A 13,695-nucleotide genomic window follows, 5' to 3' on the forward strand; every position below is an offset into this window, starting at 1 on the left:
GCCGTGCACCGCAAGCCGGAGCTGCCGCCGCAGCCGCCGGCCGCGCCCGCGACCGACGACGACTTCCCCGGCGGCCGCTTCGGACGCCAGTGGCAGTGGACCGCGAACCCCCAGGACGGCTGGGCCACCCAGCACTCCGGGGACGGGCTGCGGCTCACGTGTGTGCGCTCCGTGCACGCGCACGACCTGCGGAAACTGGCGAATGTGCTCACACAGCGGCTGCCGGGGATCCCTGCGGTCATCGAGGTGGAGCTGAGGCTCGACAGCGAGGAGGCGGGCGTGCGGGCGGGGCTCGCGGTGCTCGGGGACGCGTTCCGCTGGATCGGACTCCAGCGGGGGGCCGACGGGACCGTGCACCTCGTTCACCGGTTCGCCGAGACCGTCGCCGAGAGGGAACGGGACGCCGATCATCCGCGCCCGGCGCCCGAGGGGCGGGCCCGGCTGCGGATCGAGACCTCGGCGGGGGCGCGCTGCGGCTTCTCCTGCGACGTGGGGGAGGGGTGGGAGTCCTCGGGACAGGTCTTCGCCGCCACCCCCTGGCGCTGGGTCGGCGCCCTGCTCGGTCTCTTCGCGGTCGCGCCCACCGGCGGGGGACACGCCGGGGCGGCCACGTTCACGCAGTTCCGGATCACCGCCACGCGAGCCACGACCGCCTGACCCCCCGTCTTCGTACGCCTGTTGGGAGCCGCAATGACGCACCTCCGTAGCAAGCGCTTGCCGCACCGAGGGAGAGCCTTAGCCGCCGTCACCGCCCTGATCGCCTCGTTCGTCGTCGGCGCGTTCACCCCGGCGCAGGCCGCGGCCGTGTCCGCCACCGGGTCCGCCGGGACCGCCCAGTTCGTGGGGGCACCCCGCTGGAGCGACCGGCCGCACGGCTTCGCCTCCCTGGACGGCGGTACCACCGGTGGCGCGGGCGGCAAGGTGGTGACCGTCACCGACCAGGCCTCGCTGGCGAGGTACGCCTCCGCCGAGGAGCCGTACGTCATCCGGGTGGCCGGGGCGATCGACGTCGAGCCCTTCGGCTCGGACATCGTCGTGACCTCGGACAAGACGATCATCGGCGTCGGCGACACCGGCGAGATCGTCCACGGCGAGCTGCACCTCAACCCCGGTACCAGCAACGTCATCATCCGCAACCTGACGATCCGCGACAGCTACGTCGAGGGCGACTGGGACGGCAAGACGACCGACTTCGACGCGATCCAGATGGACACCGTCGACCATGTCTGGATCGACCACAACCGCTTCGAGCGCATGGGCGACGGACTCCTCGACATCCGCAAGGACAGCCGGTACGTCACCGTCTCCCACAACCAGTTCAAGAACCACAACAAGGCCCTCGGCATCGGCTGGACGACCAACGTCCGGACCGAGATCACCATCGACCACAACTGGTTCACCGGCACGAAGCAGCGCAACCCCTCCGCCGACAACTGCGCCTACGCCCACCTCTACAACAACTACCTCTCGGCGCAGGTGGCCGACGGTGACCCCGTGTGGACGTACGGGAACTGGTCGCGCGGCAGGACGAAGATGGTCATCGAGAACAGCTACTACGACGGGGTCCAGCACCCCTACCAGGCCGACGCCACCGCCGAGCTGGTGCAGCGCGGGTCGATCCTGAAGAACGTCGGCGGACGGCAGGAGGCGTGGGGCGCGGCCTTCGACCCGAAGGACTTCTACGCCTACCGGCTCGACCGGGCCGCCGCCGTCCCCGCGCTGGTCACGCGCTTCTCGGGCCCGCAGAAGGACCTCGGCACGAACACCGTGCTGAACGTCCCCGGCGACTACGCGACCGTGCAGGCCGCCGTCGACGCCGTGCCCGCCGGCAACGACGGCACCGTCACGATCCGCATCGCGCCCGGCACCCACCGCGCGAAGGTCCTCGTCCCCGCGAACAAGCCGAACCTGGTGCTGCAGGGGACTGGACACGATCGCTCGGACACCGTCATCGTCTACGACACGCCCGCCGAGTACGGCGGCTCCAACGGCAGCGCCACCGTGCGGATCCTCGCCAGTGACGTGACCGCCCGCAACCTCACCTTCAGCAACGACTTCGACGAGGCCGCGCACGAGCTGAAGGGCGAGCAGGCGCTGGCGGTGAAGACGACCGGCGACCGGATCGTCTTCGAGAACACGGCCTTCCTGGGCAACCAGGACACCCTGATGACCGACAGCCCCAGGCTCGACGTCATCAGCCGGGTCTACATCCGCGACTCGTACATCGAGGGCGATGTCGACTTCGTCTACGGCCGCGCCACGACCGTGATCGAGCGCTCCCTGATCAAGGCGCTCAGCCGGGGCTCGAACAGCAACAACGGCTACATCACGGCCGCCTCGACCTGGAAGGACAACCCGTACGGCTTCCTGATCACCAGGTCGAAGGTCGTCAGCGACGCGCCCGCCGGGACCTACCACCTCGGCCGGCCCTGGCACCCGGGCGGCGAGCCGAACGCCATCGCCCAGGTGCTGTTCCGGGAGACCGAGCTGCCCGCCGCGGTCAAGTCGGCGCCGTGGACGGACATGAGCGGGTTCTCGTGGAAGGACGCGCGGTTCACGGAGTACCGGACCTACGGGCCGGGGGCCGGTGCGACCGCCGACCGGCCGCAGCTCGACGGCTCGGACGCCTCCACCTACACGGTCACCAAGTACCTCGCGGGGACGGACGGCTGGGCGCCGCATCGCGGGCGCGCCGGCCACTGAGTCCCGTCCCGGCGACAGAGCGGACCGACCAGACCCCCCACAACTTCATAACCCTCGTATCCAGAAGAAGAGAGCCGTTCAATGAAGATCAGCAATCGCAGAAGCAGGCGCGCCGCCGCGGCCGTCGCCCTGGGATCCGTACTCGCGCTGACCGCCACCGCCTGCGGTGACGACGGCAGTGGCGCGGGCGGCGACAAGGGCTCCGACGGCAGCGGCAAGGGCAAGATCGTCTTCTGGGACAACAACGGCGGTGTCCGCACGGACATCTGGAAGGAGGTCATCGCCGACTTCGAGAAGGCCAACCCGGACATCGACGTCGAGTACGTCGGGATCGCCTCCACCGAGTACCAGTCCAAGGTCGACACCGCCCTCCAGGGCGGTGGTCTCCCGGACGTCGGCGGTGTCGGCGCGGCCATGGCCGCCGGGTTCGCCGCGCAGGGCGCGCTGGAGCCCCTGGACGACCGGCTCTCCAAGTCCTCCCTCAGCGGCAAGCTCAACGAGGCGATGGTCGAGTCGCTGAAGTCCGCCGGCGGCGGTGACGCCCTCTACTCGATCCCGACCTCCGCCAACAACGGTGTCCTCTACTACCGCACCGACCTGTTCAAGGCGGCGGGCCTGGCGGAGCCGACCGACTGGGACAAGTTCTACGCGGCCGCCGAGAAGCTCACCGACAAGGACAAGAACAAGTTCGGCTACACCATCCGCGGTGGCGCCGGCTCCATCGCCCAGGCGCTGGACGCGACGTACGGGCAGTCCGGGATCACCTCGTTCTGGGACTCCAGTGGTGAGAAGACCACGGTCAACGACCCCAAGAACGTCGAGGCCCTGAAGAAGTACGTCGGCCTCTACAAGAAGGTCACGCCGGCCGCCGACCTCAACAACGACTTCACCAAGATGGTCGCCCAGTGGGACTCCGGCACCATCGGCATGCTCAACCACAACCTGGGCTCCTACCAGGACCACGTCAAGGCGTTCGGCGTCGACAAGTTCCGGGGCATCCCGCAGCCGACCGGGCCCGACGGCAAGCGGGTCCAGGTCTCCAACCCGGTCGACGGGCTGGGGCTGTTCAAGAGCTCGAAGAACAAGGACGCGGCCTGGAAGTTCATCGAGTTCGCCCTCTCGCACGAGGAGAACTCCAAGTTCAACAAGTCGGCGGGACAGGTGCCGGCGAACAACGACGCCGCGAAGGACAGCTGGATCTCCGAGGCCGAGCCGACGAAGCTGGCCGCCGCCGCGCTGACCGACGGGTCCACGACCATCGTGCAGCTGCCGTACTACCTGCCGGACTGGAACACGATCTCGAAGACCGACAACGAGCCGGCCTTCCAGAAGGTGATGGACGGGCAGACCAGCGCGAAGGACTTCCTGGACTCGCTGGCCGACCAGCTGAACAAGGCGCAGGCGGAGTGGAACGAGCAGAAGGGCTAGGAGCCCGGTCCGGTTCGTCCGTGACCGGCCGCGGTTCGTCGTGGCTGGTCACGCGGTTCCCCGCGCCCCCGAGCAACAGGGGCGCGGGTGGCACCCCCGCTTGAAAGGCACCTCACAACCTCCGTATCTCGCAAGCCTGTTGAGAAAGGCACCCGCACGTGTCACTCACCCGTAGACAGGTCACCACCGCGGCGCTCGCCGCTGTTCCGCTCGCCGTCGCCGCCACGGGGCCCGCGTCCGCCGCGGTCTCGCGCGGCGGGGCCCGCCGGGAGCGCACGATCTTCATCGCCGGTGACTCCACCGCCGCGCAGAAGTACGCCGACGCCGCCCCCGAGACGGGGTGGGGCATGGCGCTTCCGTTCTTCCTCCGGGCGGGGCTGAAGGTCTCCAACCACGCGGTGAACGGCCGCAGTTCGAAGAGCTTCATCGACGAAGGGCGCCTCGACGTCATCCTCGACGCCATTCGGCCCGGGGACTTCCTCGTCGTCCAGTTCGGGCACAACGACTCCAAGGTCGCCGACCCCACGCGGTACACCGAGCCGTGGACGACGTACCAGGATCATCTGCGCCAGTATCTCGACGGCGCGCGGGCCCGAGGGGCCCGGCCGGTCCTCGCGACCTCCGTCGAGCGCCGGAAGTTCGACGCGGTGGGCAACGCCGTGCCGACCCACGGCGACTATCCGGCAGCGGCGAACGCTCTGGCCGCGGAGGAGAGGGTCGCGCTCCTCGACATCCAGGCGCTGTCCATCGCGCTGTGGCAGAAGCTCGGTGTCGAGGAGACCAAGAAGTACTTCAACTGGACCGCGACCGAGCAGGACAACACGCACTTCAACCCGCCGGGGGCGATCGCCGTGGCGCGGCTCGTCGTGGGTGAGTTGCTGCGGCGGCGCGTTCTCGCACCGCGGGAGGTCCGCCGTCTGGGCGAGGAGATCCCCGACTCCTGGATCACCTGGCCCGAGGCGTAGCGCTCCGCTCGCAGGCCGGTTCTCCGACTGCGGGCCCGTTCCGGCCGGCCGCGCAGTCCCCGCGCCCCTGACGGGGCGCCACCTCCCCCTGTTCTTGCTTCGAAAGGAACCCGCACTCATGCGTCCTCGTATCTGGCATGCCCATGCCATCACTGCCGCGGTCGGCTGCACCGCGCTCGTGCTCGGCGTCACCGGGACCGGCGTCGCCCAGTCCCAGGGGCGTGACCTCGGCCGACAGGTTCTCGGCGCCGGCGACGGCTGGGGGTCGGCGCAGGGCGGTACGACCGGTGGCTCGGCGGCCGACGCCGAGCACGTGTACACCGTCACCACCTGGGCGGAGTTCAAGGCCGCACTGAGAGACGGCGGTGACGCGCCGAAGATCATCAAGGTCAAGGGCATGATCGACGCCGTCTCCGAGGGGTGCGAGGCCTTCGTCGCCGGCGGCTACGACCTCCAGCAGTACCTCAAGGACTACGACCCGGCCGTCTACGGCAACGACAAGGTCGCCATGGGGCCCCAGGAGGACGCGCGGGTCGCCTCCGCCGCCAACCAGGACAGCGTCATCAAGGCCGCCGTCCCCAGCAACACCACCATCGTCGGCGTCGGCAAGAACTCCGGCATCCTCGGCGGCAGCCTCCAGATCAAGGGCGTCTCGAACGTCATCCTGCGCAACCTGACCATCGAGGCCCCGCTCGACTGCTTCCCCAAGTGGGACCCGACCGACGACAACAACACCGGCAACTGGAACTCCGAGTACGACGCCGTGGTCGTCTTCGGCACCGATCACGTGTGGATCGACCACAACACACTCACCGACGGCCGCTACCCCGACAGCGAGCGGCCGAGCTACTTCGGCAAGGTCTTCCAGCAGCACGACGGGCTGACGGACATCGTGCGCGGTGCCAACTACGTGACCGTGTCCTGGAACTCCTTCAAGGACCACGACAAGAACATGCTGATCGGGAACAGCGACAGCACCGCCACCACCGACGCCGACAAGCTCAAGGTCACCATGCACCACAACCGCTTCGACGGGATCCTCCAGCGTTCCCCGCGCGTGCGGTTCGGACAGGTCGACGTCTACAACAACCACTACGTGGTGGCCGAGGAGCAGAAGGACGACTACTACATCTTCGGCGTCGGCATCCGCTCGCAGCTCCACGCGAGCGACAACGCGATCACGCTGCCGGCGGGCGCGAGCGTCGGCAAGGCCCTGAAGAAGTGGAACGAGTCGCCGCTCACGGCCCGGAACAACTACGTCAACGGCAAGCTGACGGACCTCATCGCCGTCCACAACGCCGAGATCCCCTCGGAGATCCTGCAGTCCGGCGCCGGATGGACACCCACCCTGCGGACCAAGGTCGACTCGCCGCGCGCCGTGCCGGGCATCGTCGCGAACGGCGCGGGTGCCGGGAAGGTCTGCTGATGGCCGGTTCCGACCGAGCGTCCGGCAGGCGGCCGTTCTCCGGCCCAACGGTTGGCAGGACGTCACTCCCTGACCACCCGTTCGCCAGGCGGTCCTTCCTCGCCGCGAGCCTCGGTACCGCCCTCACCCTCGGCGTCGCGCCCCACGCCCAAGCCGCCCGCGGACGCTCCGTCTTCGGCCGGCACGGGTCCCCCTCGGCCCGGCTCACCGAGCAGACCCTGTACGTGGACGCCGCCGGCGCCGGTGACTTCACCACCGTCCAGGCCGCGGTGACCGCCGCGAGCGGCAGCGGGTACACGCTGGTCATCGCGCCGGGCGTGTACCGGGAGACGGTCGCCGTCAGTGTCGCCCGTACGGAGATGACCTGGATCGGGGCCTCCGGGAACGCCCGGGACGTCGTGGTCGTGTACGACAACGCGGCCGGCACCCCGAAGCCCGGCGGCGGCACCCATAGCACGACCGGCTCGGCGACCACTCTCGTACAGGCGGGCGGGTTCACCGCACGGGACATCACCTTCGCCAACGACTGGCTGCGCGCCGACCACCCCGAGATCACCGGTACCCAGGCCGTCGCCCTCAAGGTGCAGGGCGACCGGTCGGCGTTCCTGCGGTGCCGGTTCCTCGGGCATCAGGACACGTTGTACGCCGACTCGATGGCCCTCGGCACCTTCGCCCGGCAGTACTTCCGCGACTGCTACGCCGAGGGGGACGTGGACTTCGTCTTCGGGCGGGCCACGGCCGTGTTCGAGCGTTGCCACTTCCACACGCTGACCAGGACCGACCTCGGGTCCGCCCCGTACGGGTTCGTGTTCGCGCCCTCCACCGCGGGCGCCAACCCGCGTGGCTATCTGGTCACCGGCGGACGCGTCACCAGTGAGGCCCCGGACGCCTACTACAAGCTGGCCCGCCCCTGGGTGCCCAGCTCGGACACCACCGCCCGGCCCATGCTCACCGTGCGCGAGACCCGCCTCGGTGCCGGGATCGACGCGGTCGCGCCCTACACCAACATGTCGTCGGGCTTCCCCTGGCAGGACCAGCGGTTCGCCGAGTACCGCAACACCGGACCGGGCGCCGTCGTCTCCGTACCGGACAACCGGCCCCAACTCACGGCCGCGGACGCCGCGTCGGCCACCCGCGAGGCGTACCTCGGCGACTGGGCCCCGTGGAAGGGGTGCTGAGGTGCGCCGGCGCACACTGCTCACCGGGCTCGCCGGCGGCCTCGTGGCCGCCGGCGCCACCCCTGCCTTCGCCGACACCGGCCGCCGCGTCCTGCACGTGCGGCGCGGCGGCTCCGTCCAGGCGGCCGTGGACGCGGCGGACGGCTCCGGGTGGACGATCGTCGTGCACCCGGGGACGTACCGCGAGGTCGTCAACATTCCCGCGAACAAAGGGGAGTTGACGCTGCGGGGTGCCTCCCGCGACCCGTGCGCCGCCGTCGTCGTCTTCGACCGCGCCAACGGCACCCCGAGGCCCGAGGGCGGCACGTACGGCACCGCGGGCTCCGCCACCTTCACCTCGGCGGCGCCCGGCCTGACCGTACGCGACCTGACCCTCGCCAACGACTGGCTGCGCGCGGACCACCCGGACTACACGGGGACACAGGCGGTCGCCGCGTACGTCACCGGGGACCGCTCGCACTTCGAGAACGTCCGGTTCCTCGCCCACCAGGACACCCTCTTCGCGGACACCACCGCGCTCGACGCCTTCGACCGGCAGTACTACCGGCACTGCCACATCGAGGGTGACGTCGACTTCGTGTTCGGGCGGGCCAGGGCCGTCTTCGACTCCTGCCACTTCCGCACCCTCCAGCGGGACGTGCCCTTCACTCCCAAGGGCATGGTCTTCGCCCCCGCCACCGCCCGCGCCAACCCCTACGGCTTCCTCGCCCTGCACGGCCGGATCACCTCCGGCGCCGAGGACGCCGCGTACAAGATCGCCCGGCCCTGGGTGCCCTCGTACGAGACGACCGCCTGGCCCTCGCTGGTCGTGCGGGACACCTGGATCGGCCCCGGGATCGACGCGGTCGCCCCGTACACCAACATGCGCGAGGCCTACCCCTGGCAGACCATGCGCTTTCGCGAGTACGGCAACTCCGGTCCGGGCGCGGTGGTCTCGGTGCCGGAGAACCGGCCGCAGTTGACAGCGGCCGAAGCCGGGACGCACACGCGGCGGACGTATCTGGGGGACTGGAGGCCCTATGGGCACCGGTGATCCGATGGGTAGCCGTGACAGCCGTGACAGCCGCGACAGCCGTGACCCCGTGGGGCGTCGCGCCTTCGTCGTGGGCGCGGGGGCGGGGGCGTTCTTCGCGGGGGCGGGAACGGCAGCGGCGGCCGGGGCGGAGCCTCCGCGAGTCGCCGCGGGTGCCGCATCCGCGTCGGCCGCCCTGCACAGCGCCCTCCCCGACTTCCACCCCCTCCTCAAGGACGAGCTCCGTTTCCCGCTCGCCTGGGGCACCTCGCCCATCCGGGACTTCCGCACCTGGCGGCGGGCGGCACGGGCGAAGGTCGAGGAGTACCTGTTCGTAGCCCGGGACGACACCCCGTACGCCCCCGAGTTCGGTCGACAGCACACCGAAGGCGACGGTTTCACCCGCGAGCTGGTCACCTTCTCCCTCACCCGGTACGGCCGGGTGCGGGGCGCCCTGCTCACCCCGCACGGCACCGGACCGTTCCCGGCCGTCCTCGTCCTGCACGACCACGGCGCCAGGTTCGACATCGGCAAGGAGAAGCTGGTCCGGCCCTGGTACGACGACACCCGTCTGCCCTCCGCGCAGGCCTGGGCGGACCGGTACTTCAGCGGGCGGTTCGTCGGCGACGAACTGGCCCGGCGCGGATACGTGGTCCTCGCCGTGGACGCGCTCGGCTGGGGCGACCGGGGTCCGGTCACCTACGAGGAGCAGCAGGCCCTCGCGAGCAACCTCTACCACCTGGGCTCGTCGCTCGCCGGGCTCATGGCCAGGGAGGACGTGCGCGCGGCGGCCTTCCTGGCCGGCCTCGACCGGGTGGACCGGCGCCGGGTGGCGGCCCTCGGCTTCTCGATGGGCGCGTTCCGGGCCTGGCAGACGGCCGCGCTCAGTGACGACATCGCGGCCGCCGCGAGCGTGTGCTGGATGACCGGGCTCAAGGAGGTCATGGTCCCCGGCAACAACATCCTGCGCGGCCAGTCCTCCTACTACATGCTCCACCCCGGGCTCGCCCGGCACCTCGACTTCCCCGACGTGGCGAGCATCGGCGCCCCCAAGCCGATGCTGTTCCTGAACGGCGGCCTCGACCCGCTGTTCCCCGCCGACGGCGTTCGCGTGGCCCACGACAAGCTGCGCGCCGTCTGGCGTTCCCGCCGCGCCGAGGAACGGTTGCGGCTGAAGACCTGGCCGGACCTCGGCCATGTGTTCACCGCACCCCCGCAGGACGAGGTCTTCGACTGGCTCGACACCGTCCTGTGAACCACTCCACCCGCACGAGAAAGGAACCGCTCTCCATGTCTCGTCGTACCACTCTCGCCCTGGGCACGGCCCTGGCCCTCGGTGCCGGTCTGGCCGTGCTCCCCACCCAGGCGCACGCCGCGACCGTCGTCGTCGGCAACTCCACCGACCTGTCCAACGCGATCAAGAACGCCACCGCGGGCACGGTCATCCAGGTGCGTGGCGGCACGTACTACCCGACGGCGACCATCCAGTCGACGGCGAACGGCACCTCCTCCAGCCGGATATACCTCCAGCCGTACGGCTCGGAGACCGTGAAGATCGACGGGTCGAACCTCCCCGACGGCGACTGGATCTTCAAGCTGACCGCCGACTACTGGACCGTCTCCGGGATCACCTTCCAGAACTCCCCGGACAGCGCGGTCGTCTGCCAGTCCTGCGCCTCCACGGTCTGGGACACCATCAAGACCATCAACGGCGGTGACTCCGGCTTCACGCTCACCGGCGACAGCACCACCAACAACACCGTCCGGAACATCGACTCCTACGGCCACTACGACCCGGCCAACCACGGGGAGAACGCCGACGGCATCGCCGTGAAGTTCGGCTCCGGCTCCGGCAACCTCATCACCGGAGCCCGCCTCTACAACAACTCGGACGACGGTCTGGACTTCTGGTCCTTCTCGTCGCCCGTCACCGTCGAGCACACCTGGGCGATGGGCAACGGCAGGAACCGCTGGTCGGACTCCGCGTTCGCGGGCGACGGCAACGGCTACAAGCTGGGCGGCGACGGCGAGACCGTGGCCCATGTCATCAACAACTCGGCAGCCTGGGACAACGCGGGCAACGGCTTCACCGAGAACAGCAACAAGGGCGCCATCGTCATCAACCGCACCACCGCCTACGCCAACGCCAAGTGGGGCTACTACTTCGCCACCGGAGCGGCCCGCCTCGGCAAGAACCTGGCGGTGAGCAACGGCGGCGGCTCGGTCAACAAGGGCTCGTCGGTCGCGTCGTCCGGCAACAACTGGGACTCGGGCGTCTCGACCCCGTCGTTCCGCTCCACCAACGCCTCGACGACGTTCAACGCCCGTTCGTCGAGCGGCACGCTGCCCGCGACCACCTTCCTGACCACGGGCAGCACGACGATCGGCGCGACGATGAACTGAACGGCGACTAGGAGTACGCGGCCAGCAGGCGGTCGTACTCCTTCTTCGTCACCGGCATGACCGTGCCGTGCCTCGGGCTCGTGGGCAGTTCGTAGTTCTCGGACGGCGTCCACCGGCCCGAGGCGAGGTCGGTCGTCTCGAACGGGAGGTAGCCCCGGCCGCCGTACTCGTCGATGAAGAGGTACCACTTCTCCTCGGTGTTCGACTTGAACACGGTCGGGCCCTCGCCCCGGCTCATCGCGCCGCTGCCGATGCAGTCGGCGACGAAGCCGTACGTCGTCGAGGTCAGGGAGCGCGACTTCTCGCCGGTGATGAACTTGGCGCACGGACTGGAGGAGTTCGGGTCGCGCTCGTCCTTGGTGTAGCGGTAGTACGTGCCCCGGTGCTCGACGACGGTCGAGTCGATGACCGAGTAGCCGGGGTCGTTCCACACCTTCGGCGCACTGAACGTGCGGAAGTCCTTCGTCGTCGCGTACATCATCTTGTTGTACGTCGAGCCGGTGTGCTCCGGGTCGTCGTCGGCGTAGAGCTTCGACGCCCAGAAGACGACGAACCTGCCGAGCCTGCTGTCCCAGTAAGCCTCCGGTGCCCAGGTGTTGCCCGCGTTGTCGGGGGCCACCTTCACCAGGCGCTGGTCGGTCCAGTGGACCAGGTCCCCGGACTCCCAGATCATGACGGACCTGCTGCCGTGGCGCTGGACGTCGTCCCAACTGCCGCTGCTGTTGCGGTACATGCGCAGGTCGGTCGCGATCATGTAGAACCGGTCGCCCCTGGGGGAGCGGATCACGAACGGGTCGCGCAGGCCCTTCTCGCCGATCGTGGAGGTGAGGACGGGCGCGCCCGCGTTCAGCTCCCGCCAGCGCAGGGCGTCGTTGCCCTCGCTGAGCGCGTAGCGGATCTGCTCGCCGTCGGCGGTGCCCTCGCCGGTGAAGTAGGCGAAGAGGTATCCCGCGTACTTCGTGGGTTTCCTCACCTGCTCGGTGGACTGTGCCGGGCTCGGCGGTGCGGCCAGCAGGCCGAGGAGGAGAACCAGCAGGGGGAGCAGGATCGTGCGGGCGGTGCGGCTCATGACACATCCTGTGGGGGGCTGGTGGATTCTGTTGGATGAGCTGTCCTCGGAGTGTTGCCAGTGGGGTTCGGCTCGTCAATCGGTGGGCGTGTGAAGACTCCGAGCGAAACTTTCGGGCGATTTCGCGGGGGCGCGGCAACCCTTTCCCGCCGGGCGGCGACCAGTGATCAGAAGCGGGCCGGGGCGGGCCCCCCGGCCCGCTTCGTTCCTCGTCTTTCTGAGACGCGTCCCCTGCGAAAGGAACACCCGTGCGTCAGACCATCGGACGCCATCGAAGAACCCGCACCCTGTCGATCGCCGCCGCCGTGTCCGTCGCCGCGGGGGCGGGCGGCGTCCATCTCGGCCTCTCGCAGGACGACGCCCGGGCCGCGACCACCGCGGTCACCGTCTCCAGCACCGCGTCGCTGGAGTCGGCCGTCGCGCACGCCGTCGCCGGTACGACGATCCAGGTGCGCGGTGGCACCTACCGGCCGACGAAGACCCTGACGTCGACGGCCAACGGCACCGCCTCGGCCCGGATCACGCTCACCGCGTACGGCAGCGAGAAGGTCAGGATCGACGGGGCGGGGCTGGCCGCCGGCTCCTGGCTCGCCGGGATCCACGGCGACTACTGGACCGTCTCCGGCCTCACCTTCCAGAACTCCCCGGCCCAGGGATTCGTCGCCACGTCCTCCGTCGGCGGGGTCTTCAAGAACCTCGTCACCGCGGACAACGGCGACTCCGGCTTCACCCTGCGCGGCGACGGCACGACGGACAACCTCGTCCAGAACCTCGACAGCCACGGCAACTACGACGCCGCGAACCACGGCCAGAACGCCGACGGCATCGCCGTGAAGTTCGGCTCCGGCACGGGCAACAGGATCACCGGCGCGCGCCTCTACGACAACGCGGATGACGGGCTCGACCTCTGGCAGTTCTCCTCGCCCGTCACCATCGAGCACTCCTGGGCCTTCGGCAACGGCGAGAACCGCTGGAACGACCCCGCGTTCGAGGGCAACGGCAACGGCTTCAAGCTGGGTGGGGGAGGGGTGTCCGTCGCGCACTCCGTCAACGGCAACGCGGCCTGGGACAACACGTTGCACGGGTTCACCGAGAACTCCAACACCGGCGCGATCGTGCTCAACCGCAACACGGCCTACGCCAACAAGGAGAACGGGTTCTATCTCGCGACCGGCAGGGCCCGGCCGGCGCGGAACCTGGCGGTGGGCAACGGGACGGGCAAGGCCGGGCTGGGCTCGTCCACGGTGTCGGCCGCGAACAACTGGGACAGCGGGGTGAGTGCGCCGGCCTTCAGGTCGACGGACGCGGCAACCGCGTACGCCGCACGGCAGGCGGACGGTTCGCTGCCGGCCACCACGTTCCTGACCACGGGCTCCACGGCCATCGGCTCGACGATGGACTGAGCTGCCGGGCACGGCGCGAAAAGGCGCCCCCCGCCGGTCGTCACCGGCGGGGGGCGTTTTTCGTGCCGACCCCGAGGGGGGCTCTGGTCGGCACTGCTGCCGGCCGAG

The 13,695-nt window shown here is 69.9% G+C and carries 10 protein-coding genes and 1 pseudogene; 10 read left to right on the top strand and 1 reads right to left on the bottom strand.

From position 1 onward, the window contains the following. The 9 genes from AWZ10_RS21815 to AWZ10_RS21855 all read left to right on the top strand — a co-directional run. The coding region (locus tag AWZ10_RS21815; protein WP_482258108.1) for a beta-xylosidase family glycoside hydrolase at positions 1–657 on the top strand (657 nt) is incomplete at its 5' end. A 33-nt stretch (positions 658–690) separates the two neighbouring features. Then, positions 691–2,703 carry a pectinesterase family protein gene (locus tag AWZ10_RS21820; RefSeq protein WP_060891858.1) on the top strand — a complete coding sequence of 671 codons (2,013 nt, stop codon included), beginning with the start codon at positions 691–693 and terminating at the stop codon, positions 2,701–2,703. 81 nt (positions 2,704–2,784) lie between these two features. Continuing rightward, a complete protein-coding gene (locus tag AWZ10_RS21825; RefSeq protein WP_046704234.1) occupies positions 2,785–4,131 on the top strand; it encodes an ABC transporter substrate-binding protein in 1,347 nt (448 codons plus the stop codon). Between the two features lie 158 nt (positions 4,132–4,289). Continuing rightward, positions 4,290–5,096 (top strand): rhamnogalacturonan acetylesterase, encoded by an 807-nt coding sequence (locus tag AWZ10_RS21830; protein WP_060891859.1) that lies wholly within the window; start codon positions 4,290–4,292, stop codon positions 5,094–5,096. A 118-nt stretch (positions 5,097–5,214) separates the two neighbouring features. After that, a complete protein-coding gene (locus AWZ10_RS21835) occupies positions 5,215–6,522 on the top strand; it encodes a pectate lyase family protein (RefSeq protein WP_046704236.1) in 1,308 nt (435 codons plus the stop codon). Beyond that, positions 6,522–7,700 (top strand): pectinesterase family protein, encoded by a 1,179-nt coding sequence (locus AWZ10_RS21840; protein ID WP_079104423.1) that lies wholly within the window; start codon positions 6,522–6,524, stop codon positions 7,698–7,700. The genes AWZ10_RS21835 and AWZ10_RS21840 overlap by 1 nt, the downstream gene beginning before the upstream one ends. A gap of 1 nt (position 7,701) precedes the next feature. Beyond that, positions 7,702–8,733, top strand: a complete 1,032-nt coding sequence (locus AWZ10_RS21845; RefSeq protein ID WP_046704237.1) for a pectinesterase family protein — start codon at positions 7,702–7,704, stop codon at positions 8,731–8,733. A 4-nt stretch (positions 8,734–8,737) separates the two neighbouring features. Next, complete coding sequence (locus AWZ10_RS21850) at positions 8,738–9,967, top strand: dienelactone hydrolase family protein (protein WP_060891867.1); 1,230 nt, start codon at positions 8,738–8,740, stop codon at positions 9,965–9,967. A 35-nt stretch (positions 9,968–10,002) separates the two neighbouring features. Next, positions 10,003–11,115 carry a right-handed parallel beta-helix repeat-containing protein gene (locus AWZ10_RS21855; RefSeq protein WP_046708928.1) on the top strand — a complete coding sequence of 371 codons (1,113 nt, stop codon included), beginning with the start codon at positions 10,003–10,005 and terminating at the stop codon, positions 11,113–11,115. A gap of 13 nt (positions 11,116–11,128) precedes the next feature. Here the strand turns inward: AWZ10_RS21855 and AWZ10_RS21860 are convergent. Beyond that, positions 11,129–12,184, bottom strand: a pseudogene (locus AWZ10_RS21860) (glycoside hydrolase family 43 protein); the annotation flags it as partial. A 248-nt stretch (positions 12,185–12,432) separates the two neighbouring features. Between AWZ10_RS21860 and AWZ10_RS21865 the strand changes: the two are divergent. Then, a complete protein-coding gene (locus AWZ10_RS21865; RefSeq protein ID WP_060891860.1) occupies positions 12,433–13,587 on the top strand; it encodes a right-handed parallel beta-helix repeat-containing protein in 1,155 nt (384 codons plus the stop codon). The last annotated feature ends 108 nt before the right edge of the window (positions 13,588–13,695 follow it).

It is taken from the genome of Streptomyces europaeiscabiei (genome assembly GCF_001550375.1).
In the GTDB taxonomy this organism is placed as follows: Bacteria; Actinomycetota; Actinomycetes; order Streptomycetales; family Streptomycetaceae; genus Streptomyces; species Streptomyces europaeiscabiei.